This is a genomic window from Streptomyces geranii (assembly GCF_002954775.1).
Classification (GTDB): domain Bacteria; phylum Actinomycetota; class Actinomycetes; order Streptomycetales; family Streptomycetaceae; genus Streptomyces; species Streptomyces geranii.
The window spans coordinates 20991-44629 of the sequence record NZ_PJME01000030.1 but is presented as its reverse complement, the minus strand read 5'-3'; the positions used below and the strand labels follow the sequence as shown (position 1 = coordinate 44629).

Annotated in this window: 23 protein-coding genes; 13 read left to right on the top strand and 10 right to left on the bottom strand. The window is 71.8% G+C overall.

What is annotated here, in order from left to right; all coding sequences use genetic code 11:
• Positions 1-13 precede the first annotated feature (13 nt).
• The 7 genes from CW359_RS28980 (at position 14) to CW359_RS28950 (ending at position 7943) form a co-directional block, all read left to right on the top strand.
• Positions 14-763: a PIG-L deacetylase family protein gene (locus tag CW359_RS28980; RefSeq protein WP_105973131.1), complete on the top strand. Its 750-nt coding sequence runs from the start codon at positions 14-16 to the stop codon at positions 761-763.
• A complete protein-coding gene (locus CW359_RS28975) occupies positions 760-1470 on the top strand; it encodes a 4-carboxy-4-hydroxy-2-oxoadipate aldolase/oxaloacetate decarboxylase (RefSeq protein ID WP_105973130.1) in 711 nt (236 codons plus the stop codon). The genes CW359_RS28980 and CW359_RS28975 overlap by 4 nt, the downstream gene beginning before the upstream one ends.
• Entirely contained in the window at positions 1467-2642 is a 1176-nt protein-coding gene (locus CW359_RS28970) for a 4-oxalomesaconate tautomerase (RefSeq protein ID WP_105973129.1), read from the top strand. The genes CW359_RS28975 and CW359_RS28970 overlap by 4 nt, the downstream gene beginning before the upstream one ends.
• On the top strand, positions 2639-3592 hold the full coding sequence (locus tag CW359_RS28965; RefSeq protein WP_105973128.1) for a catechol 2,3-dioxygenase: 954 nt from the start codon (positions 2639-2641) through the stop codon (positions 3590-3592). The genes CW359_RS28970 and CW359_RS28965 overlap by 4 nt, the downstream gene beginning before the upstream one ends.
• Positions 3593-3783: 191 nt before the next feature.
• Positions 3784-5133 (top strand): MFS transporter, encoded by a 1350-nt coding sequence (locus CW359_RS28960; protein ID WP_105973127.1) that lies wholly within the window; start codon positions 3784-3786, stop codon positions 5131-5133.
• 394 nt (positions 5134-5527) lie between these two features.
• Positions 5528-6727, top strand: a complete 1200-nt coding sequence (locus CW359_RS28955) for an NAD(P)/FAD-dependent oxidoreductase (RefSeq protein WP_105973126.1) — start codon at positions 5528-5530, stop codon at positions 6725-6727.
• Positions 6728-6962: 235 nt separating this feature from the next.
• Positions 6963-7943, top strand: coding sequence for an RNA polymerase sigma-70 factor (locus tag CW359_RS28950; protein ID WP_105973125.1), 981 nt, complete (start codon positions 6963-6965; stop codon positions 7941-7943).
• 53 nt (positions 7944-7996) lie between these two features.
• Here CW359_RS28950 and CW359_RS28945 read toward each other — a convergent pair whose 3' ends face one another.
• The 5 genes from CW359_RS28945 to CW359_RS28925 all read right to left on the bottom strand — a co-directional run bounded on the left by CW359_RS28945 (position 7997) and on the right by CW359_RS28925 (position 11884).
• Positions 7997-8932, bottom strand: a complete 936-nt coding sequence (locus CW359_RS28945; RefSeq protein WP_105973124.1) for an alpha/beta hydrolase fold domain-containing protein — start codon at positions 8930-8932, stop codon at positions 7997-7999.
• A 203-nt stretch (positions 8933-9135) separates the two neighbouring features.
• Complete coding sequence (locus CW359_RS28940; protein ID WP_105973123.1) at positions 9136-9945, bottom strand: SAM-dependent methyltransferase; 810 nt, start codon at positions 9943-9945, stop codon at positions 9136-9138.
• A gap of 34 nt (positions 9946-9979) precedes the next feature.
• On the bottom strand, positions 9980-10543 hold the full coding sequence (locus CW359_RS28935) for a hypothetical protein (protein ID WP_105973122.1): 564 nt from the start codon (positions 10541-10543) through the stop codon (positions 9980-9982).
• 270 nt (positions 10544-10813) lie between these two features.
• Positions 10814-11059: a DUF397 domain-containing protein gene (locus tag CW359_RS28930; protein ID WP_105973121.1), complete on the bottom strand. Its 246-nt coding sequence runs from the start codon at positions 11057-11059 to the stop codon at positions 10814-10816.
• A 3-nt stretch (positions 11060-11062) separates the two neighbouring features.
• Entirely contained in the window at positions 11063-11884 is an 822-nt protein-coding gene (locus CW359_RS28925; protein WP_105973120.1) for a helix-turn-helix domain-containing protein, read from the bottom strand.
• Between the two features lie 313 nt (positions 11885-12197).
• Between CW359_RS28925 and CW359_RS28920 the strand changes: the two genes are divergently transcribed.
• Positions 12198-13652 (top strand): NsdA family TPR-like regulatory protein, encoded by a 1455-nt coding sequence (locus tag CW359_RS28920; RefSeq protein WP_105973182.1) that lies wholly within the window; start codon positions 12198-12200, stop codon positions 13650-13652.
• Positions 13653-14063: 411 nt separating this feature from the next.
• Here the strand turns inward: CW359_RS28920 and CW359_RS28915 are convergent, their stop codons facing one another.
• Complete coding sequence (locus CW359_RS28915; protein WP_105973119.1) at positions 14064-14900, bottom strand: SDR family NAD(P)-dependent oxidoreductase; 837 nt, start codon at positions 14898-14900, stop codon at positions 14064-14066.
• Between the two features lie 289 nt (positions 14901-15189).
• Here CW359_RS28915 and CW359_RS28910 point away from each other — a divergent pair, with 289 nt between their 5' ends.
• From CW359_RS28910 to CW359_RS28900, 3 genes are all read left to right on the top strand, one after another.
• Positions 15190-15609 (top strand): ATP-binding protein, encoded by a 420-nt coding sequence (locus CW359_RS28910; protein WP_105973118.1) that lies wholly within the window; start codon positions 15190-15192, stop codon positions 15607-15609.
• A 79-nt stretch (positions 15610-15688) separates the two neighbouring features.
• The gene (locus tag CW359_RS28905; protein ID WP_408647530.1) at positions 15689-16297 is read left to right on the top strand and encodes a DUF6624 domain-containing protein; all 609 of its coding nucleotides are present in this window, start codon (positions 15689-15691) and stop codon (positions 16295-16297) included.
• Positions 16298-16354: 57 nt separating this feature from the next.
• Positions 16355-17275 (top strand): SDR family oxidoreductase, encoded by a 921-nt coding sequence (locus tag CW359_RS28900; protein WP_105973117.1) that lies wholly within the window; start codon positions 16355-16357, stop codon positions 17273-17275.
• A gap of 8 nt (positions 17276-17283) precedes the next feature.
• Here CW359_RS28900 and CW359_RS28895 read toward each other — a convergent pair whose 3' ends face one another.
• Positions 17284-17880 (bottom strand): hypothetical protein, encoded by a 597-nt coding sequence (locus tag CW359_RS28895; RefSeq protein WP_105973116.1) that lies wholly within the window; start codon positions 17878-17880, stop codon positions 17284-17286.
• Positions 17881-18176: 296 nt separating this feature from the next.
• Here CW359_RS28895 and CW359_RS28890 point away from each other — a divergent pair, with 296 nt between their 5' ends.
• Entirely contained in the window at positions 18177-18872 is a 696-nt protein-coding gene (locus CW359_RS28890; protein ID WP_105973115.1) for a L,D-transpeptidase family protein, read from the top strand.
• Positions 18873-18937: 65 nt separating this feature from the next.
• On the opposite strand, the gene CW359_RS28885 is transcribed toward CW359_RS28890, so the two are convergent.
• From CW359_RS28885 to CW359_RS28875, 3 genes are all read right to left on the bottom strand, one after another.
• Positions 18938-19357 (bottom strand): hypothetical protein, encoded by a 420-nt coding sequence (locus CW359_RS28885; protein ID WP_105973114.1) that lies wholly within the window; start codon positions 19355-19357, stop codon positions 18938-18940.
• A gap of 140 nt (positions 19358-19497) precedes the next feature.
• A complete protein-coding gene (locus tag CW359_RS28880; RefSeq protein ID WP_198655422.1) occupies positions 19498-20199 on the bottom strand; it encodes a sensor histidine kinase in 702 nt (233 codons plus the stop codon).
• A complete protein-coding gene (locus tag CW359_RS28875; protein ID WP_198655421.1) occupies positions 20196-20480 on the bottom strand; it encodes a hypothetical protein in 285 nt (94 codons plus the stop codon). Before CW359_RS28875 ends, CW359_RS28880 begins: the two co-directional genes overlap by 4 nt.
• Before the next feature lie 259 nt (positions 20481-20739).
• Here CW359_RS28875 and CW359_RS28870 point away from each other — a divergent pair, with 259 nt between their 5' ends.
• Positions 20740-23637, top strand: a complete 2898-nt coding sequence (locus CW359_RS28870; protein ID WP_198655420.1) for an AfsR/SARP family transcriptional regulator — start codon at positions 20740-20742, stop codon at positions 23635-23637.
• Positions 23638-23639 lie beyond the last annotated feature (2 nt).

Below are 23639 nucleotides of genomic sequence, written 5' to 3'. Positions count from 1 at the left end.
GGAGATTTCTGCAATGACACAAGGTGCGGCGCCCGCAGCCGCTCGCTCGACACTGGTGATCAGCGCGCACGCCGGTGACTTCGTCTGGCGGGCGGGAGGTGCCATCGCGCTGGCGGCCTCCCGGGGCGAGAAGGTCGTCATCGCCTGCCTCTCGTACGGGGAGCGCGGTGAGTCCGCCAAGGCCTGGCGGGAGGGTAAATCGCTGGAGGAGATCAAGGGGATACGCCGGACCGAGGCCGAGCAGGCCGCCGCCGCACTCGGCGCCGAGGTCCGCTTCCTCGACGCCGGCGACTATCCCCTTCTGGCCACCCCCGAGTTGACCGACAAGCTGGTCGCCATCTACCGCGACACGCAACCCGACGTCGTCCTCACCCACCCGCTCGCCGACCCCTACAACGCCGACCACCCGGCCGCCGCCCGGATGGCCCTCGACGCGCGCATCCTCGCGCAGGCCATCGGCTACCCGGCCCCCGGCGAAGTCCTGGGCGCACCACCGGTGTTCTTCTTCGAACCCCACCAGCCGGAGATGTGCGACTTCACCCCGCAGGTACTGCTCGACATCACCCCGGTGTTCGACACCAAGCGCAAGGCCATGGAGTGCCTGTCCGCCCAACAGCACCTGTGGGACTACTACACCGACCTCGCCAAGCGGCGCGGAGTCCAGCTCAAGCGCAACGCGGGCCCCAACCTCGGCCTGCCGCACACCACTTACGGCGAGGCCTATATGCGCCCCTACCCGCAGGTCACGGAGGAACTGGCATGAGCGGCATCATCGTCACCAACCCACCGCGCGCAGCCGCGGCGGACGTCGAGACACTGGCCGGCCACGGCGTCGCCACCGTCCACGAGGCCCTGGGCCGCACCGGCCTCCTCGGCCCGCACCTGCGCCCCATCCAGCAGGACGTACGCATCGCGGGCACCGCCGTCACCGCCCTGTGCTGGCCCGGCGACAACCTCATGATCCACGCAGCAGTCGAACAGTGCGCCGAGGGCGACATCCTGGTCGTCACCACCACCTCCCCCTGCACGGACGGCCTGTTCGGCGAACTCTTCGCCACCGCGCTCCGCCACCGGGGCGTACGCGGCCTGGTCATCAACACCGGTGTACGCGACACCGCCGAACTGCGCGCCATGGACTTCCCCGTCTGGTCGGCGGCCGTGTCCGCCCAGGGCACAGTGAAGGCGACGGGCGGCTCGGTGAACGTCCCGGTCGTCGTGGGCGGCCAGCAGATCCGCCCCGGTGACGTGATCATCGCGGACGACGACGGCGTGATGGTCGTCCCCCGGCTGCGCTCGGCCGAGGCGGTCAAGGCGTCAGAGGCCCGCATCGCGAAGGAGGAGGCGTCCCGACTCGCCTTCGCCGACGGCCAGTTGGGCCTGGACCGGTACGGGCTGCGCGAGACCCTCGTACGGCTCGGCGTCACCTACCAGTCGTACGAGGAGTACGTCCGCGGCGGAGCCGACTCATGAGCGCCGGCTCGGGGGAGGGCCTGCGCTGCATGCTGATGCGCGGCGGCACCTCCAAGGGCGCCTACTTCCTCGCCGAGGACCTCCCGGCCGACCCGGCCGCCCGGGACGAACTGCTGCTGCGGGTCATGGGCAGCCCCGACCCCCGCCAGATCGACGGCCTCGGCGGAGCACACCCCCTCACCAGCAAGGTGGCCGTCGTCTCCCGCTCGGCCGACGACGAGGCCGACGTCGACTACCTGTTCCTCCAAGTCGGCGTGGACCGGCCGGAGGTGACCGACCGTCAGAACTGCGGCAACCTGCTCGCGGGCGTCGGCCCGTTCGCGGTGGAACGCGGACTGGTGGTGGCGAAGGGGGAGTCGGCCTCCGTACGCATCCGCATGGTCAACAGCGGCGACCACGCCACCGCGACCTTCCCCACGGCCGACGGGCGCGTCGTCTACGAAGGCACGACGGAGATCTCCGGTGTGCCCGGCACGGCCGCCCCGGTGACCATCGGCTTCGGGCGGGGGAGCGGTCCCCTGCTGCCGACCGGCCGGGTACGGGACGTCATAGCCGATGTACCGGTGACCTGCGTCGACAACGGCATGCCGACCGTACTGATCGCCGCCGCCGCCCTCGGCGTCACCGGCTACGAGGAACCGGGGGACCTGGAGGAGAACGTCACCCTCAACGAACGCCTGCACGAACTCCGCCTGGCGGCGGGCAGGTTGATGGGCCTCGGCGATGTCTCGGCGACGACCGTACCCAAGCTCAGCCTGCTCGCCCCGCCCGCGCACGGCGGTGCCGTCATGACCCGCACCTTCATCCCGGTCCGCTGCCACACGGCGATCGGCGTGCTGGGCGCGGCGAGTGTCGCGGCGGGCCTGCGCATTCCGGGTGGCGTGGGGGAGGGGGTGGCGAGTCTCCCGGCCCAGGACGACGCCCCGCTGCGCATCGAACATCCCACCGGGTTCCTGGACGTCGACACCGAGGTCTCCATCGCACCGGCCGCTGGGGCCGGAACCAGAGCCGGGGCCGGGACTGGAGTTGCGGCTGCCGCCGACGGCCCGGCCCCGGTGGCGCTCCGCACCGGCGTCGTCCGCACCGCCCGCAAGATCTTCGACGGCACGGTCTTCCCCCGTCCTGCCACCCCGCCCGCTACCGCCCCCCACACCGACAGGAGCAGCCGATGACCCCGCCGCTCGGCGACATCGCCCACCTCGGCCATGTCGAACTCCTCACCCCCGACCTCGACGCCAGCGTCGGCTTCTTCACCAAGATCCTCGGCCTGACCGAGAACGGCCGCTCCGGCGACTCGGTGTACCTGCGCACCTGGGACGACTACGAGCACCACAGCCTCACCCTCACCGCTCACCCGACCTCCGGCATCCGCCGCACCGCCCTGCGCGCCTCCAGCGAGGAGGCACTGCGGCGAAGGGTGAAGGAGACGGAGAACACGGGCCGCCCCGGCCGCTGGGTCGAGGACGAACCGGGCCTCGGCCCCCTCTACGTCACCACCGACCCCGACGGCCACGAGTACGCCCTCTACTGGGAGAGCGAGTGGTACGAGGCGCCGCCCGAGCTGCGCCCCGGCCTCAAGAACCAGCCCCAGGCCAAGCCCGCGACCGGCGTAGGCGTACGCCGCCTCGACCACGTCAACTTCCTCGCCGAGTCGGTCGAACCGAACGCGGGCTTCGTCCAGCACGTCCTCGGCGCCCGCCCCACCGAACAGATCGTGCTCGACGAGGGGCGCCTGGCCGCGCAGTGGCTGACGTTCACCAACAAGTCGTACGACATCGTCTACACGGAGGACTGGTCCGGCTCCAACGGCCGCCTCCACCACATCGCGTTCGCCACGGACACCCGCGAGGACATCCTGCGCGCGGCCGACCTGTGCCTGGACAACGGCGTGCACATCGAGACGGGTCCGCACAAGCACGCCATCCAGCAGACGTTCTTCCTGTACGTCTACGAGCCGGGCGGCAACCGCGTCGAACTGTGCAACCCGCTGACGCGCCTGGTACTGGCTCCCGACTGGCCGCTGATCACCTGGACACAGGCGGAACGGGCCAAGGGCCAGGCGTGGGGCCTGAAGACCATCGAGTCGTTCCACACGCACGGGACGCCCCCGCTGGACGCCTGAGGCCGTTACCAGTCCAGTCCAGGGAGCATCCCACCCACCCCACTGCGCTGCACTCTGCCGCACTGCAACCTGAGATTGTTGACAAAAACGTTGACACTAGCGGGACGGCTCCCTACGGTCGACCGCATCTCCCCACCCCCCACCCCCCCATACCCTCACTCCGCTCTCCTGCCGGACGATAGGAAACAACGATGTCTCCGTCTCCCGTCCCCGCCCCCACCGCCGCCCCGCCCGCGCGCGGCGGCAGACTGGCCGTGCTCGTCGTCGGCCTGTGCTGGCTGGTCGTCTTCTTCGACGGCCTCGACATGTTCGTCTACGGCGCCGAACTGCCCCACATGCTGGAGCACAAGGCGCTCGGGCTGGTCCCCGCCCAGGCCGGTGACCTGGGCAGCTACGCCACCTTCGGCATGCTGATCGGTGCCCTGTCCGCGGGCACGGTCACCGACTGGATCGGCCGCAAGAAGGTCATCCTCACCTGCACGGCGGTCTTCTCGCTGGCCTCCGCCCTGTGCGCGGTCGCCCCCAGCCTGGGCGTGTTCGGCCTCGGCCGTTTCATCGCGGGCCTGGGCCTCGGCGGCCTTCTCCCCACGACGATCACGATGGTCTCCGAGTACGCCCCACGCGGCCGGGGCGCGCTGATCGTCGGCACGCTGATGACCGCGCACCAGGCGGGCGGCATCATGGCGGGCTTCCTGGGCCTGTGGACGAGCGGCCCCGACGGCTGGCGTGTCGCCTACTGGATCTGCGTGCTCCCGCTTCTGGTCGGGGTCCCGCTGGTCGCGAAGTACCTGCCCGAGTCGATGCGCTTCCTGATGGCCAAGGGCCGCATGGAGGAGGCCCGCGCCCTGGCGGACCGTTACGACGTCGAACTGCCGGCCGCGGCACCGGACCGCCCCGCCGCCGGGGACCGCTGGAGCGCGGTGGCGGCCCTGTTCCGGGGCAGCCTGTGGCGTACGACGGTGCTGTTCTGGCTGGCGTCCTTCTGCGGCCTGCTCCTGGTGTACGGCGTCAGCAACTGGCTCCCGACGATGATGCGGGGCGCGGGCTACGAGCTGGGCTCGTCGCTCTCCTTCCTGATCGTGATCAACCTTGGTGGCATCGTGGGCATGCTGATCGCCGGCCGCTGTTCCGACCGCTACGGTTCGGCGCGGATCGCCACGATCTGGTTCGCGGGTACGGCGGTGGGCGTCTACCTCCTGGGCATCCACATGGCACTGCCGCTCACGTACACGGTGGTGTTCCTGACCGGCCTGTTCCTCTTCAGCGCCCAGGCGATGATCTACGCGACGGTGGCAGGCCGCTCGACCGACGCGAACCGGGCGACGGCGGTGGGCTGGGTGTCCGGCATCGGACGCTTCGGGGCGGTGTTCGGGCCGTGGCTGGGGGGTCGGTTGGTGGCGAACGGGTCGGAGAGCTGGGGGTTCACTGCGTTCGCTGTGGCGGCGGTTCTGGCGACGGTGTTCGTCGGGTTGACGGGGGTGGGGGCTCGGGGTGGGCGGCAGGCGCCGAAGAAGGCGGAGGAACTGACGAGGACGGCCTGACCGCAGCGGCTTTCTTCGCCCCCGCCGCCCCTACCCGTTCCCATCCTCTGGGGGCTGCGCCCCCAGACCCCCGCCTATCGCGCTGAACGCGCTCGTCCTCAAACGCCGGACGGGCTGGAGATGCCGGCCTGCGCTGAAAACTCAAACCGCGGCCGGCACCACTCAGCCTGTCCGGCGCTTGAGGACGAGGCCGTTCAGGCCGATCAACCCCCCACCCACCGCCGCCTTGCCCACCCACCCCAAGGGGGGTCTGGGGGCGGCAGCCCCCAGGGATGGGACGGGTAGGGGCGGCGGGGGCGAAAAAAATCTGTCCGGACCTGTCACAGCCCCCGACCCACCGGTGTCTTGAGACCGAACCCCACCCCAGGGGCGTCGGCCAAACGGAGGAGACACCATGAGCGAGAACATCGATGTGGTCGTGATCGGCGGCGGCTACGCGGGCGTCATGGCCGCCAACAGGCTCACCCAGCGCAACGACCTCACCGTCACCCTCATCAACCCCCGCCCCACCTTCGTCGACCGCATCCGCCTCCACCAACTCATCGGCGGCACCGCAGACGCACTCGTCGACTACCGCAAGATCCTCGCCGACAGGGTCCACCTGGTCGTGGACACCGCGACCCTGATCGACGCCCCCGCCCGCACCGTGACCCTCGGCAGCGGCGCCACCGTCCGCTACGACCACCTCGTCTACGCGGTGGGCAGCGGCAGCGCCACCCCCCGCGTACCGGGCGCCGCCGAGTTCGCCCACCCCCTCGCCGCCCTGGAGGAGGCGAAGCGACTCCGCCCGGTCCTCGACGCCACACCCACCACCGCCCCCGTCACCGTCGTCGGCGCCGGCCCCACCGGCATCGAGACCGCCGCCGAACTCGCGGAGCAGGGCCGCGCCGTGACCCTGGTCTGCGGCGGCGAACTCGGCCCCTCCCTGCACCCCCGAGGCCGCCGCTCGGTGGCCAAGCGGCTCACCGCGCTCGGCGTGCGCGTCCTCGACGGCCCCGGCACCAAGGTCACGGCGGTCACCCGCGACACCGTGGCCCTCGCCGACGGGCGGGAACTGCCGAGCGACGTGACGATCTGGACCGCCGGGTTCGGCGTACCGGATCTCGCCGCCCGCAGCGGACTGCGTACCGACACCCTGGGCCGCCTGCTCACGGACGAGACGCTCACGAGCGTGGACGACCCGCGCATCGTCGCCGCCGGAGACTCCGCCGCCCCCTCCGACCTGCCGTTCCGGATGAGCTGCCAGGCAGCCGTCCAGCTCGGCCCGCAGGCCGCCGAGACGGTACTGAGCCGGATCACGGGCGAGCAGCCCGCCGCCGTCGAGGTGGGGTTCGTCGCGACCTGCATCAGCCTGGGCCGACGCGGCGGCGTCTTCCAGGTGATGAGCAAGGACGACCTCGCCAAGAAGTACTACGTCGGCGGTCGGGCGGGCGCGAAGATCAAGGAACTCATCTGCCGTGGCATCCCCTGGCAGCTGTCGTACGAGGCCCGCAAGCCCGGCGCGCACACCTGGTGGTCCAAGGACGCCAAGCGTCGCCCGCTGGTCCGCGCGAAGCTCGACCAGGAGCGGCCCGTCACCGAGCCCGCGGCCTGAGCCACGGCCACGCATGTCGCACCGGAGCGCCGGGCAGCGTCGACCTGTCGGCCCGACAAGCCGACGATCCGTTGACCGGTGAACGGGTCGTCGGGTCGTTGGGCCGATCCGCCCAGCCAACGGCCGCCCACGAGACCGAAACCCAAACCGAAAGGGAGCATGCAGTGCAAGCATTCCTGAGGACCGCCGGCGACCAGGCCCCCCGCCGGGACCCGCACCGGACAGGAGCCAGGACATGAGCGAGCAGCCCCCCGCACCCGAACCCGCACACACCCCTGCCCCCACCTCTGCCGCCGCCCCCGTCTCCGTCCCCGTCCCCGTCCCCGTCCCGGAGATCGACCCCGCCACCGACACGTTCGTCGCCCACCGCAACCTCCTCTTCACCGTCGCCTACGAGATGCTCGGCTCGGCCGCCGACGCCGAGGACGTCCTCCAGGAGACCTGGCTGCGCTGGGTGAAGGTCGACCTCGCCGAGGTCCGGGACCAGCGCGCCTACCTGGTCCGGATCACGACCCGGCAGTCCCTGAACCGGCTGCGCACGATGAGCCGCCGTAAGGAGGCCTACGTCGGCCAGTGGCTGCCCGAGCCGTTGCTCACCACGCCGGACGTGGCCGAGGACGTCGAACTGGCCGAGAGCGTCTCGATGGCGCTGATGCTCGTACTCGAAACCCTCTCGCCGACCGAACGTGCCGTCTTCGTCCTGCGCGAGGTCTTCGACACCGGGTACGACGAGATCGCCGCCGCCGTCGACAAGACACCCGCGACCGTCCGCCAGATCGCCAGCCGTGCGCGGCGGCACGTCGACGCCCGTCGTCCCCGGCAGACGGTCAGCGCCGCCGAGAGCCGGGCCGTTCTGGAGTCCTTCCAGCGTGTGCTGGAGACGGGGGATCCGCGGACCCTCCTCGACGTCCTCGCCCCGGACGTCGTCATGGTGAACGACGGCGGCGGCATCAAACAGGCCGCGCTGCGGCCGATCAACGGCGCGGAGAAGGTGGCCCGCTTCCTGGTCGGCGCCCTCGGCAAGAACAAGAGCCTGGTCACCGTCGCCCCCACCGTGGTCAACGGCGGCACCGCACTCGCCGTACACCTGGACGGCGTTCTCGACGGCATCATGGCGATGCGCGTCGAGAACGGCCTCGTCACCGGTCTTTACTACGTCCGGAATCCGGAGAAGCTGACCCGCGCCGAGACGGAGACCCCGCTCACCCTGCGCTGAGCCGGCGGCGAACGCCGGCGGTCAGCGCCGTACGGGAGGGGCGGGCGCCGGAGTCAGGCGCCCGCCGTGGCCCGCCGTACGTGGTCGGCGATGAAGGCGTAGATCTCCCGGCCCTTCTCGTCGTCGTCGAGGTCGTAGCCGTGGTCGACGCCGGCCATGTCGTGGTGCTCGACCAGGGAGCCCACCTGGCGCAGCCGCTCGGCGTAGCGCTTGTTCTCCGCCAGGAGGCGGTCGTGCGCGGCCGTGACGACCAGGGCCGGGGCGATGCCCTTGAGGTCCGCGGTCTCCTTCGGGTGGCCGGGGGAGACGAGGCGGTCGGCGCGCAGGGCCGGGTCCGGGACGTACGCGCTGTCGAACACCTCGCCCATCCACGGGCGCAGCAGCGGCTTGGCGATGGCCGCCGGCTTGTCCTTCGCGGCGGTCGCGAGGTCGAGCGGCGCGTAGTGCAGGACCTGGAGGGCGATCGACGGGCCGTTCTCCTCCAGGGCCTGGCGTGCCACGGCCGCCGCGAGACCGCCGCCCGCGCTCTGCCCGCCGACGGTGAGCCGGGTGCCGTCCCAGCCGTGCTCGGCGCCGTGCCCGGCGATCCACCGGACCACCTCGTACGCCTGCCGGGGCGGGGCCGGGAAGGGGTACTGCGGAGCGACGACATAGTCCACATTGACTACCACCACGCCCGCCTGCGCTGCGACGGCACGGCAGAAGGCGTCGTCCGTCTCCGTCACCGCGAGGATGAAACCGCCGCCGTGGAAGTTCACGTGGACCGGCGGGGCCGGGTCCTCGGTCGCGGGCCGGTGGACCGTGACGCGGGCCGGGGCGACCGAGGTCGGGATCGTCAACTCGCTGGTCCGGCGCGGGAATTCGGGGAGGCGGGCGTGGTACGCGGCGGCGGAACCGCGCCCGCTGGACCGACTGCCCGCCAGTGTGAGGAGACGTTGCATCGTCTTGGCGATGAGGGAGGCCACCGCAGGCCTGGCGAGGAGGGACATGCGGTTCCGTTCGGTCGGGCTATTGCCAGGAATCCTGTCGATCGACAGGCTGACATTAAACACGACCGCTCGGTACAGCGGAAGTGGTGAAGGATCGGCCCCGGGCGACGGATCGGTTCCGAGTGGCGGGTCGGCCCCGGGTGGCGGGCCGGCCTCGGGTGGCGGGCCGGCCTCGGACGGCGAGGCTGTCCCGGCGGCGGGGGTTACGCCTTGTAGGCGATCCCTCCGAACACGTCCGTCGGCTCCGGCGAGGTGCCGGGCTCCGGGCGCCAAAGGGGGCAGGAGACGATGCCCGGCTCCAGCAGCTCAAGACCCTCGTAGAGCGCGGAGAGCTTGTCGGGGCTGCGCAGGACGTACGGGACGGCGCCCGTGTCGTCGTATCCCTGCTGCGCGCGCTTCAGCTCCTCGTCGGTGTCGGTGCTGTCGTAGTGCACGAAGTAGCTGCCCGGGGGCAGCGCCGCCTGGAGGCGGTGGGTGATCGACTTGGCCTCCTCCCAGTCCTGGATGTGGCCGAGGATGCCCATCAGCATCAGCGCGACCGGCTTGTCGAAGTCCAGGAACCTGCCCGCCGCCTCGATGATCTTCTCGGGCTCGCGCAGATCCGCGTCCACGTAGTCCGTGGTGCCCTCGGGGGTGCTGGTGAGCAGCGCCTGCGCGTGCCGCAGGACCAGCGGGTCGTTGTCGACGTAGACGATGCGCGACTCGGGGGCCACCTTCTGGGCCACCTGGTGCGTGTTGTCGTACGTCGGCAGGCCGGTGCCGATGTCGAGGAACTGGCGGATGCCGCGTTCGCGGGCCACGAAGGTGACCGCGCGGATGAGGTAGACGCGCGAGGCCCGGGCCATCGTCTCGATGTTGGGGGCGATCTCGCGGTACTCGTCGCCCGCCTGGCGGTCCACCTCGTAGTTGTCCTTGCCGCCCATCCAGTAGTTCCAGATACGGGCGGAGTGCGGCACCGTGGTGTCGATCTTGGACAGTGCTTCCTGGTCGGGGGTCGGCCGGCCGTCTGTCATCGGGGTTCTCCTGATTCGCCTCGCGCGGACTTCGCTAACCTATCGTCAACTTCCGTGTTGTATGCCGGAGTTGGGACTGGCGGAACGAGGGTGCACGGATGCGGTGGCCCGGCTCGGGGGGCGACTCGGCGGGCAGGTCGGTGGCCGGTCCGGTGATGTCGACGGTGACGACGGGTACGTGCTGGGCGAGTGTGCGGAACACCCGGGCGTACGCGAGGGCGGCGGCCGTGGCCTCCGAGCCGTCGGCGGCGGGCCCGGCGCCGGTGAGGTGGAGCATCGCGCCGTCGCGCTCGGCGACCGCCTCGGCGAGGTCGAGCACCTGGATCCAGGTCACCCGGGACCGTCCGTGGCGCAGTGGACCGTAGACGAGTTCCCCGACGATCCCGCCGTCGATGACGAGCGGGCCCGGCGCGGCCAGCAGGTCGCGGTAGGGCAGGGTGGGGTCCAGATGGTGCAGACCGCCCGGCCGGCACCGTAACGGGAAGCCCAGCAAGGCCAGTTCGGCGAACAGATGCGTGCGGCGGACACCCTCGTGGCCCTCGACGACCAGGGTCCGGTACGAGGCGATGCTCTCCGCGGCGGACGGCGGCAGGCTCATCGCGAGGTCGTCCCCACCCCTCGGGGAGCGGCTCGGCAGGGGAGGCCGGTGCGCCCGGGCGGCATGGCTCGGCCCTGGACGCGAGGCGGCGTGCGCATGCCGCTCCCTTCGGAGTGTGGTGCGTGCGGGTGGTGCGTCAACTCCCTCAGTGTGTACGGGACTCCGGCACGGCGGGAGTGCGCGTGCGGGTTGTCCGGTTGTGCGGGTGTGGTGGTGCGCCGTGCGCCGGAACCCCGCGCCGATGGGTCAGGCGGGTGGGCGGTCGGTCGGTCAGGCGATCAGGAAGTCGGCCTGGCCGGACTTGGCGCCTTCGAGGAACGACACGATCTCGTCCCGGGAGTAGACCAGCGCGGGCCCGTCCGGGTCCTTGGACTGCCGGAACGCGACGCTGCCGTCGGGCAGTCGCTTGGCCTCGACGCAACTGCCGCCGTTGGTACCGCTCCAGGGCTTGTGCCAGCCCTCGGAGCCGAGTTCGGACGCGGGCATCCCGCTGTGGATGGGGCCGTCGGTTGCCATGGTTCACAACTCCTTACGCAGTGCTGCCAGGGTCTCCCTGGTCCGAGCGACCGGCTCCGCCTGGACGGACATCCGGTCCAGTACCTCCAGGTATGTCACGACGTCGGCGGGCTGGTCGAAGTACTGCGCGCCGGCGAGGCTCTCCGTGTAGACGACGTCGGGCAGTTCGGAGAAGCCGAAGCGGAAGTAGTGGAAGGGGCCGAAGGCTCCGGGATGCGGGCCGACGGCGAAGCGCATGATCTGGATACGGACCTTCGGGTACGCCAACACCTCGACGAGGTGGTCGATCTGAGCCCGCATCACCTCGGCTCCGCCCACGGGCCGACGCAGTACGGTCTCGTCCAGTACGGCCCAGACGGCGGGCGCCTCGGGCTTGTCGAGCAGATCCTGGCGCCTGAGCCGCAGGTCGACGCGGCGCCGGATGTCCTCGGGACTCTCGTTGGGAAAGCCGATGCGCAGCAGCGCGGCGGCATAGTCGTGGGTCTGCAACAGGCCCGGGACGTAGTGGGGTTCGTAGAGCCGGATGACGGTGGCTTCGCTCTCCAGGCTCACATAGGCGCTGAACCAGTCCGGCAGCACATCGCGGTACTTGTACCACCAGCCGGGCTTGTTGGCCTCCCTGGCCAGCTTCAGGAAGTCGTCGACCTCCTTGGCCAGGACCCCGTAGGTGCGCAGCAACTCCTTCACGTAGGGGATGCGGAGGCCGACCTCGGCCTTCTCCATCCGGCGGACCGTCAACGGCGTGACCTCGATCGCCCGAGCGGCCTCCTCGAACGACACGCCTGCCCGCTCCCGCAGATGCCTCAGCCGCTTGCCGAGGACCATCCGAAGGACCGTGGGGGCACTTCCGCCTGAGCGGTTCTCGCTCACGTGGGACCTCCGGGGACCGCCGTCACAGCGGGCAGTGTGCCACGTCCTCGGTTGACACCGACAGGCCTTTGCGCTTCATTCTGAAATTATCAGAACGAAGGTTGCGAGCTGTGCCTGTCGGTCACCATAGTGATCGAGTGACCTGGCGCACATCACGCGCCGGTGTCCCCGAACCTCGTCCGCCCGCCGGGAAGTTGACGACCCGACAGCTCCGGCCGGGGCGACGAAGCCCCCCCCATACGACGTGATGCGAGACTGCGAGACCTGGATGGCCGCCGTGACGAACGGACAACCGAGAAGTTCCGGCAAGGGCGCGGGCGGCGCCAACAAGGCGCTGGCGACCGCGTTGAAGGACGCCGGTTGCTCGTACGCCTCACTCGCGCACCGCGTGAACGAACTGGGCCGCCGGCAGGGCGTGGACACCAACTACGACAAGGCGTCGGTCACCCGCTGGCTCCAGGGTCAGCAACCCCGGGGCGGCACGCCCGAGCTGATCGCGGCCGTGCTCTGCGAACGCCTGTCCCGCCCGCTCTCCCCGGCGGACCTGGGGTTCGTACCCGAGCAGCAACGACCCGTCGTGGGCAGGGCACTCGTGTACGGAGAGGACGTGGCGGAAACCCTGCACACGCTGGCGGAACTGGGCTCCACCGACATCTCCCGGCGCACGCTCCTCGGCACGGTCCCGTTCGTCGCGGGCGCCCTGACGAACCCTCAGCGGGAGTGGCTGCTCTGGCTGTTGGAGAACGAGGGGGCGAGCGGCGAGGCCCGTGACACGGGCGCCGTCCGCCTCGCGACGGCCGCTGTGCCGCCCCCCGGCTCCGCCGGTCCGGTGGAACAGGTCCACGCGATGATCGGCATGTTCGACGAGATGGACAACCACTACGGGGGCGGCGGGGTGCGCACCAGCATCGTGCACTACCTGTCCACCGAGATCATCCCCATGCTCCAGCAGCGCGGCCTCGCCCCGCTCCGGCTGCGCGAACTGTTCGCCGCCGCCGCCCGCCTCGCGGCGATGGCCGGCTGGAGTTCCTACGACGCGGGGGAGTACGGGCTCGCGCAGCGCTACATGACCCAGGGGCTGCGGCTCTGCGCCGAGGGTCGCGACCGGGTGCTCGGCGGCCAGATCCTGGCCGGCCTGTCCCACCTGGCGACCAGCCTCGGCCGCCCCGACGAGGGCGTGTGCCTGGCCCGCGCGGGCCTCGCCACGGCGAGGGGCGCGGGCAGCCCGCTCGGTCTGATGCGCCTGTACGCCATGTCGGCCCGGGGCCACGCGGCACTGGGCCGCCCCCGCGAGACCTCCGACGCCCTGCAAGCGGCCGAGCGGCAGTTGGCCGCGAGCCGGGGCAGCGCAGAGGAGTCCCCGTGGGTGCGCTTCCTGGACCACCACTACCTGGAGGCGGAGTCGGCGGTGTGCTTCCGCGACCTCGGCTGGGCGTCCCAGGCGGAGAACACGGCGAAACAATCGGTACGAGCCCACGCCGACCGCCGCCGCCGCCAGGCCATCAGCCGCTCGGTACTGGCCACGGCCCACCTGCAACAACACCGCCTGGACGAGGCCCTCGACACAGCGACGGAGGCCCTCGACGCCCTGAGCGGAGTCCACAGCGAACGCTCGATCCAGGCTTTGCGCGACTTCCGGGGGCGATTGGCTCCGCATCGGGGGGAGCCGACGGTACAGGATTTCGAGCGGAGGTCGCGGGCGGTGCTGGGGGCGGTGGCTTAGCGGCAGGGCGGTCCGGTGGCGGAGCCACTCGACCACCGGACCACCGGACCGCCGAGCCGCCGAGCCGCCGAGCCGCCGGGGCATCGGGTCATGGGCCGCTGGATCACCGGGTCACGGTGCCAATCGATCACCGGGCCGCTGCGCCGCCTGCCGCTGGATCACCGGACTTCCGGGACCCCCGAGCCGCTGGGCCACTCGATCACCGAACCTGCGGACCACCGAGCCGTCGGGTCGCAGGGCCAGCGGATCATCGCGCCATCGAGCTACCGGGGCACGCTGTCGCCGGAGCGCCGGAGCGCCGGAGCGCCGGAGCGCCGGACCACCAGGCCGCCCGACCCCCGAGCCACTGCTCCGCCCGGCCATCCGGCCACCCCGTGTCCCAGCCACCCGCACACGCAGCCCCACACAACCTCAATACCCCTCCGGCGTAGGCGCGTTCTGTGCCCGGTCCACCGGTACGTTCGCGCCCGAGATGCCGTTCGACGCGTCGGACAGGAGGAACGCGACCACCTCCGCCACCTCCTCCGGTGTGACCGGCTCGCCGCCGGGCAACTCGCGGGCGGTGAACGCCGCGTACGCCTCTGGTTCCTCCCTGCGCATACGGTCCCAGCGGCGGCCGGGGATCAGCATCGAGCCCGGGGAGACCGCGTTCACGCGGATGCGGTCGGGGCCGAGTTCGCGGGCGAGGGACGTCGCCAGGTGGATCTGGGCCGCCTTGGCCGCGCCGTACTGCGCGTACGGTCCCGGTTTCCAGCCGGAGATCGACGCGATGACCACCACCGAGCCACCGCCCGCCCTCCGCAACGCGGGCAGCGCGGCCCGGACCAGGCGGGCCGTGTGGCCGGCGTTCAGCTCCCAGGTCGCCGTCCAGTCCTGTGCGGCGGCCCGTTCGATCCGGCCGCCCCGGGAGCCTCCGACACAGGCGACAACGCCGTCCAGTGCACCGCCGAAACGTTTCGCCGTGCTGGCGGTGAACTCCTCCAGCCGTTCGGGTTCCACCACGTCCAGCACCTCGACGAGGAGCCGGTCGCGTTCCTCCTCGTCCAGGGACGCCCTGAGTTCCGCCAGCCCGGCCTCCGTGCGCGCACAGGTCGCCACCAGGGCGCCCTCGGCGAGCAGCAGCCGTACGATCCGCTCGCCGAGCCCCCGGGTACCCCCGGTGACCAGCACCCTCTTGCCCCGTACCCCGGCCGGGCCGCCGGAGCGGTACCGCGAGCCGGTGGCCCGGTCTTCGTTCACGTACTCCATGTCCGGGAACCTACCGCCCCCGTCACTACGCATATGCAACCGGACAACCCCCGCACTCCCTGTCCCGGCAGGCCCCCGGTGCTGTTGTCTACGACAACAGCCACCGGCGCTCCGGCGCACCGGAAGGAGTCCTGATGACGGCATCGACGGCGTCCCCGTCTGGCTTATCCGGCCGTCGCACCGGGCGGGGCGGCGGCGACCCGGGCCGTACGGAGATCCCGGAGATCTCGGAGATTCCGGGCCGCTTGGACGATGTGTACGTGTACGTGAACTATCAGGTGAGGCTCCCTTGATCTCCCTCAGCAGGCCCCGCCTGTTCCAGGTCGCCGTGCCCGCGTGCCCCTCGTGCGCGGCCTGGGTACGGCGCACGGTGGCCGCGAACCTCACCTTCTGGCAGCTCTCCCATCTGCTCGACGACGCCGTCCTCGCGACGGACGAGCTGTTCGCGAACGCGGTCCGGCACACCGGCACGAGCGCCGCGGACTCGATCGGCGTCGTCCTCGAACACACGGAGCACGAACTGCGCGTCACCCTCTCGGACCCCTCACCCCTGCTGCCCCGGCCGCGCACCCCGGGCACCGCGGCCGAGTCCGGGCGCGGACTGGCGATCGTCGCCGCGCTCGCGGACGACTGGGGCACCGCGCCGCCGGATCCGGGCACCCCGGGCAAGAAGGTGTGGTTCTCGCTGGTCACAGGAGAGAAGACGTGAAGGCCGACGGGGGCAGGACACCGGCATGAGGAGCGCACCGCCCATGGAGACCGAGACGGGAACCGAGACGGAAACCGAGATGGAGACCCGACGAGGCCCGGACGGCGAGCCGCCACCGGGCGCGCTGACCGCGCTGACCGCGCTGACCGGGCAGGCCGCGCTTGCCGCCGAACTCGTACGCCGGGCCGAGGAGGACCAGCAACTGTCCCGGCGGGCCCGCGAGTCGCCCACGGGGCTCAACCGGCACTTCGTCACCCGCTGCCGCGCCGCCAACGCCGACGCCCTCAGATCGCTCGTGGCCCGGCGCGGCTGGCCCGAGGCCGGCCAGGTCGGCGAGCACGCCTCCACCGCCGCCCTGATGATCCTGCTGCACACCGCCGACCTCGGCTTCCAGCTCACCTGCCGAGACCTGATCGCCGAAGCCGTCGCCGACGGCGGCTGCCCGGCCGTCCACCACGCCTACATCGCCGACCACTGCGCGGTCGAACTCGGCCAGCCGCAGTTCTACGGCACCCGGATCGACGCCGCGACCCTCTGCCCGTACCCGATCCGCCACCCCGAGACGGTCGAGGAGCGCCGTCAGGACGTGGGGCTGGACCCGCTGGCGGAGCATCTGCCCGCACTGCGGCACGCCGTGAGCGGAATACCCGACAGCAGATGTCCGGAATTGGCGACACCCTGGTCGTGACGCCCGTTCAAGGGCAGGGCCGTCGGGCCCGCGGTCACGCACGGAGGAGACACGGACATGACGCAGGACAGGAAACTCGCGGGCAAGGTCGCCCTGGTCGCGGGGGCCACCCGAGGCGCCGGACGCGGCATCGCCGTGGAACTCGGGGCCGCCGGAGCCACCGTCTACGTCACCGGCCGCAGTACACGGCAGCGGCGCTCCGAGTACGACCGGCCGGAGACCATCGAGGACACCGCCGACCTGGTCACCGAGGCGGGCGGCCACGGCATCGCCGTACCGACCGACCATCTCGTACCCGCCCAGGTCGCGGCGCTGGTCGAACGCATCACCCAGGAGCAGAACCGGCTCGACGTCCTCGTGAACGACATCTGGGGCGGCGAGAAACTCTTCGAGTGGGAGAGCCCGGTCTGGGAGCACGACCTCGACAACGGCCTGCGCCTGCTGCGCCTCGCCGTCGAGACGCACGCCATCACCAGCCACCACGCCCTGCCCCTGCTGCTGCGCAACCCCGGCGGCCTGGTCGTCGAGATGACCGACGGCACCGCCGAATACAACGGCACCACCTACCGCAGCACCTTCTTCTACGACCTCGCCAAGTCCGCCGTCCTGCGCATGGGCTTCGCCCTCGGCCACGAACTCGGCCCGCGCGGTGCCACCGCCGTCGCGCTGACCCCCGGCTGGCTGCGCTCCGAGATGATGCTCGAACACTTCGGCGTCGCCGAGGAGAACTGGCGCGACGCGATCGAACGCATCCCGCACTTCGCCATCTCGGAGACCCCGCGCTTCGTCGGCCGCGCCGTGACCGCCCTGGCCGCCGACCCCGACCTGGCCCGCTGGAACGGCCAGTCCCTCTCCAGCGGCGGGCTCGCCCAGGTGTACGGCTTCACCGACCTCGACGGCAGCCGCCCGGACGCCTGGCGCTATCTGGTCGAGGTCCAGGACCCGGGGAAGCCGGCGGACACGAGCGGATACCGGTAGGGAGTACGTCAGTTGCGGCCGCCCCCGCCGCCCCCGCCGCCCACGCCTCCCGTGTCGCCCGAGCCGCCCGTGTTCCCGGGAGCGGGCAGCACCGGCCAGCGGGCGGAGTGGCCCGGTGGCAGGGCCAGATCGTTCCGTACGGCCGCGTAGTAGCCCTCGCGGCCGGCCCGCTGGCGCTCCAGCAGCGCCTGCCAGGCCGCCGGATCCTCGGTCCGCGCCCGCAGGAACCCCTCCATCGCCAGCAGCGTCGCCACCCACTCCCGCGCCTTCGCCACCACCTCCGGGTCGCCGAGCAGCAGCAGTGCCTCGCCGGACGGGTCGCGGGCGAGGGTGGCCTCGGTGAGGAGCGGGGCCGCCTCCTCAAGGGTGAGGGGATGCGGGTGCGGGTCGTTGCCGAGGCCCGCCGCGACCCGGTACGTCAGGGTGATCGACTTCTTCAACGCCCGCGCGTAGTCCGTGTACACCGCGAGCCGCCGTTCCTCCCAACGCGCCTCCCGCTCACGGCGGAAGCGGACACGTTCCCCTCGTGCGACGGCCCAGTAGGAGCCGAGGGCGCCGATGACGACCCCTATGAGCGCGGGGAGTTGCTGAATGAACGCGGACATGTCCGCACGTTAGCCGCCCAGTTGATCTCCGGGACAGTACCGTCTGACGGTCGAGGCGGTCGTCGGACGATACCTGGGCCCGCGACAGGGTGGCGGGGCCGCCGACGGGGCAAGAGACGGATCGGGGGGAACAGCCGGGCCACCGGCCGCAATGTCACCGTTTCGTCCCGACCCGGCCAATACCACAACCGATCATCCGAAACGCGAGTCTAGCTGGCAGAGACCACGCGTGAACACGTATGAACACGCATGACCACCCGTACGTAGTAAGCGGAACGCAGGAGAGAGGGTCCACCATGGGGGACGCACGCAGACGAGGCGCCGTCGCGCTCGGGATCACGGCGCTGGTGGCGCCGCTCACGTTCGCGCTCGGCACCGCCCCGGCACAGGCCGCGAGCTGTACGACGCAGACAGGCCCGTACCAGAAGAAGGTCGAGAAGTTCCTCGGGCGGCCCGTCGACGGCGTGCAGTCGACCGGCGACTGCAAGGCGATCCAGGCCTTCCAGAACAAGCACGGCATCACCCCCAACCAGGGCTACGCGGGCTCAGTCACCTGGGGCGTGATGGACCTGATGCTGAAGCAGCGGGCCGTCGGCAACAAGCCGAACAAGGAAGGCAAGTGCCCGACCAACAAGGGCCGGATCGCCTGCGTCAACCTCACGCTCCAGCTCAGCTGGATCCAGGACGGCAGCCGGCTCGTCTACGGCCCGGTCCCGGTCCGCACCGGCCGCAACAACTACGAGACCCGCACCGGCCTGAAGCAGATCTACTGGCGGGACATCGACCACGTCTCGTCCATCTACGACGTGCCCATGCCCTACAGCCAGTTCTTCGACGGCGGCCAGGCCTTCCACTCGGTCGGCCTCAGCATGTGGAACCCGCCCGGCTCGCACGGCTGCGTCAACATGACGAAGACGACCGCCAAGAAGTACTGGTCGCTCCTGAAGAACGGCGACGACGTCTTCGTGTACGGGCGCAAGCCGGGCACCTGACGGAACGCCCGCGTCCCGCCCCGCCGACGCGGCGGAACGGGACGCGGACTCCCCCGGGACAGTGGTCAGAGCAGGACGTTCACCTTGCCGACGTCCACGCGGCCACCGAGCTGCTGGGGCGAGCCGAGGACGTCCCGGTAGGCCAGCGAGACGCTGAGCGAGTAGGTGCTCCCGGCCTGCAGCGTCGTGAGGACGATGTCGCGCCGGTAGTCGGGGCGCCCGTTCAGCGGCACCGGCAGGGAAGGTGCGGGCACCTTGAAGTCGTTCGGGCCGCCCTCCTCCTCGACGGTGACGTGCAGGTACCAGGTGCCCGCGAGCGACGGGACGAGGGACCCGGTGAGGTTCCATTCGACCCGTACGGTGACCGGCGTTCCGTTGTTGACGACGTCGGACGGGTTGCCGTCCGGGTCCAGGAGAATCGCGCTGATGCGGCCGTCGAGTGCCTTCGAGGGCACGGCGAGCGGTTGGAAGCTTCCGGAAGCCATCTGAACTCCTTGTCTGGGACCGGCCGTCGAGGGCCGGTCGTCGGATGCCTCCTACCGTGCGGCGCCCGGCTCTCCGGGCGCATGGGGCGGCGGTCCCGTCGGCACCGGACGCGTTGCCCGCACCCGCCGGGACACCGTCCTCACGGCAGCGGGAGCACGACGGTCACCTCGGTGCCGTCGCCCGGTGCGGTACGGATGCTGAGGGTCCCGCCCAGGGACTCCGCCCGGCGTCGCATGGAACCCAGCCCGACCCCCAGTCCGGCTCCCGGCCCGACTCCCAGCCCCGCTTCGCCCGGCGGAGAGGCGATGCCGCGGCCGTCGTCGGCCACCCCGATCAGGAGGGAGCCGTGCGCCGCGGTGAGCGTGACGCGCGTGAGGCGGGCGTCGGCATGGCGCACGACGTTGGTCAGGGCCTCGGTCACGATCCGGTAGGCGGCGGCCTCCAGCGCCGGTGGCAGCGGCGGCAGCGCGGTCGCCACCAGCTCGACGGCCGCCGCGGGCGGCGCCGACCGGACGTACCGGCGCACCGCGTCGACGAGGCCGTACGCCTCCACGGCGGCCGGGGGCCGCGCGTCGATCAGCCGACGCAGTTCGGCCACGGCGTTCACCACCTCGGAACGGATGCGCTCCAGCAGCGCGTGCTCGACCTCGTGACCCGTCCCGCCGAGCCGGTCCGACAGTGCGTGTGCACACAGCCCGATGCCCGACAACAGGGGGCCCAGCCCGTCGTGGAGGTCCTGCCGCAACCGGGCCCGCTCCGCCTCGACGGCGTGCCCCACGGAGTGCCCGACGGACACCGGGTACGACTGCGCTACGGGACCGCCCGGCACCAGGGCCCTCACCGCTCGGCCCTCCGGTCCGTACGGGTCCGGGTCGCGACCGGGGTCGTACGGGGGTAGACGGCGCGCACCAGGCGCAGGGCCCAGCGCATTCGGGGTACGGCGGTCTCCGGGCGGTCGCCGAAGGCCCCGGCCAGCGCGCACGCACAGCCGCGACTGCCGCCGTGGCTGCGGATCGACCGCCGGATGGCCGCGGCGATCTCGGCCGGTGTCGGTTCGGTGCCCGTGGCGAGGTCGCTGCTGAACAGCGCCTCGGCCCGGGCCGCGGTCAGAAGGTCGGTCATGGGATCCTCGCTGGTCGCCGACGGAAAGGGACGGATCAGCGACCGGATGCCCGGCGCCGCCCGATGGGTCTGCGCTCAGCGTGCGCGCCCGCGTTGCAGGCCCCGCTGCACGCGCCGCTGCAGTCCGAACGACCAGGGCTCCACAACAAGTTGGGGGTGCCTGTCCCGGTTCGGCGCTAGCTTGGACTGCGAGGCGGAGGGCAGTCGCTGTCCGGGCCGTCCGGGGTGGGGGCCGGTCATGACCGCACGATCGCCGTCCATGGGACTGCGTTTTCAGCTGTTCGGGCAGCTGCGGGCGTGGCGCGGCGACGCCGAGGTGGACCTCGGGCAGCTGCAGCAGCGCGTGGTGCTCGCCGTACTGCTCCTGAACTCCGGCCGACCGGTGGGCCGGGAGCGGCTCATGGACGCGGTGTGGGGCGGGACGGCACCGGCCCGCGCCGCCAACCTCCTGCAACGCCATGCCTCCGGACTGCGCCGCGCGCTGGAGCCGGAACGTTCACCCCGGGCGCCGTCCGGCCTGCTCACCTGGACCGAGGCCGGCTATCTGCTGACTCTCGGGACCGGCCGACTGGACCTGCGTGACGTGGACCGGCTGATCGACCAGGCGCACGCCGCCCGGGCCGGGGGCGACCTGTCCGCCACGGCACGGGCACTGCACGCCGCGCTGGACCTGTGGCAGGGACGGCTCTGCGAGGGCATGTCGAGTCCGCTGCTCGACGCCGAGCGCGACCGGTTCGAGGAGCGTCGGCTCAGTGTGCTGGAGGAGCGCATCGAGGCCGACCTGCTGCTGGGCGATGACTTCGACCTGGTCGGCGAGGTGCGCCGGCTCACCGTCGAACACCCGCTGCGCGAAGGCCTGCACGGTCTGCTGATGCTGGCCCTGCACCGCGGTGGCCGGCAGGCCGAGGCCCTGGCCGTCTACCACCACGCCCGCCGCCTGCTCCGCGACGAACTCGGCATCGAGCCGGGACAGCGACTGCGCCGACTGCACGCGCGCATCCTGGCGGCCGACCCCGAACTCGACGCGCCGCACGCCCCGGACCCGCCGAGGACCGCCCCGATCACCCGCGCAGCTCCTCCTCCCATGGCGGAGCCCACCACCGTCGTCCCCGCCCAACTGCCGCACCCCATGGCCGGTTTCGTCGGCCGCGAGGACGCACTCGCCCAATTGGACGCCCTCCTGCCGGGCGGCCCGGCGACAGCGGACGTGCCGGAGCCTCCGGTGAACGGCGGCGCCGTCGTGATCACCGCGATCGGAGGCACCGCCGGAGTAGGCAAGACCACCCTGGCCGTGCACTGGGCCCACCGGATCCGCGCCCGGTTCCCCGACGGACAGCTCTACGTCAACCTGCGCGGCTACGACCCGAGCGGCTCCGCGATGAAACCGGCCGAGGCGATCCGCGGCTTCCTCGACGCCCTGGGCGTACCGCCACACCGGATACCCGTCGACCTGAACGGCCAACTCGGCCTGTACCGCAGTCTGTTGGCGAACCGCCGCATGCTGGTCGTCCTGGACAACGCCCACGACGCCGACCAGGTGCGGCCGTTGCTGCCGGGCTCCCCGGACTGCTTCAGCGTCGTCACGAGCCGGGACCGGCTCACCGGCCTGATCGCCACCGACGGCGCCACACCCGTCGCCCTCGACCTCATGTCCCGCGCCGAGGCAACAGGCGTGCTGGGCCGCCGTATCGGCGCGCACCGCCTGGCCGCCGACCCCGAAGCGCTGCGGGACATCATCACCTCGTGCGCCCGGCTGCCGCTCGCCCTGGCCGTGGTGGCCGCCCGCGCGGCCACCCACCCGCAGTTCCCGCTCGCCGCGCTGGCCAAGGAACTGCATGCCTCCGGCGGCCCGTTGAGCCTGCTGGACGGCGGCGACGAGGCCACCAACGTCCGCAGGGTGTTCTCCTGGTCCTACCGACGGCTCAGCGCACCGGCGGCCCGGCTGTTCCGCCTGCTGGGACTGCACCCCGGCCCCGACCTCGGCACGGCGGCGGTCTCCGGACTGGCCGGACTGCCACCGGCCGAGGCCCGGCCACTGCTGACCGAGCTGACCGAAAGCCACCTGCTCTCCGAGCCCGCACCCGGCCGCTTCACCCTGCACGACCTGCTGCGCGACTACGCCGCCGAACTCGCCCTGACCCACGACCCGTTGCCCGAGCGGAACACGGCGGTCCGCCGGATGCTCGACCACTATCTGCACAGCGCCCACCGGGCCAGCCTGCACCTGAACCCGCACCGGGACGACCCGTTGACCGAGCCACTGCCCGAACCCGCCGCCGGACCCGTCGTCGGGGAGGACTTCGCGGATCATCAGGAGGCGCTCACCTGGTTCACCACTGAACACGCCGTGCTGCTGGCGGTGCAGGAGCGCGCGGTGGTCACACAACTGAACACCCATGTCTGGCAGTTGGCCTGGACCCTCATGCCGTACTTCGACCGCGGCGGACACTGGCAGGACTCCGTCGCCGTGCACCGGCGGGCGTTGGAGGCGGCGCGTCGGCAGAGGACCAGGCGGGGTCGGGCGGTGAGCCACGGCTGTCTGGCCTATGCGTACATGCGGCTCAGCCGCTATGAGGACGTCGCCACCCATCTGCGGCGGGCACTCGACCTGTACGAGGCGCTCGGTGACCCGGTCGGTCAGGCGCACGCGCATCGGACGCTGGCCTGGCTCGGCGACCGGGAGGGACGCTACGAGGAGGCGCTCGTCCACACCCGGAGGTCGCTCCTCCTGTTCGAGTCCGCGGGGCACCGCACCGGTCAGGCCCGGGCGCTGAACGCGCTCGGCTGGTTCTGCTCCCAGCAGGGCCGGCACGAAGAGGGCCTGCGCCACTGCGAGCGGGCGCTGCGGCTCCAGGAGGCGACGGGAGACCGGTTCGACCAGGCCGACACCTGGGACAGCCTCGGTCGGCTGCACCATCGGCTGAGCCGGTTCGAGGAGGCCGCCGAGTGCTACCGGCGGGCGCTCGACCTCTACCGGGAGAAGGGTGACCGCTACAACGAGGCGGACACCCTGTCCTCGCTCGGGGACGTGCATCTGGCCGCACGTGACGCGGGGGCGGCCCGGGCCGCGTGGACCCGCGCGCTGACCCTCCTTGAGGGTCTGGACCACCGGGAGGCATCCGGCGTACGCGCCAAGTTGGACGGCCTGTACGACTGACG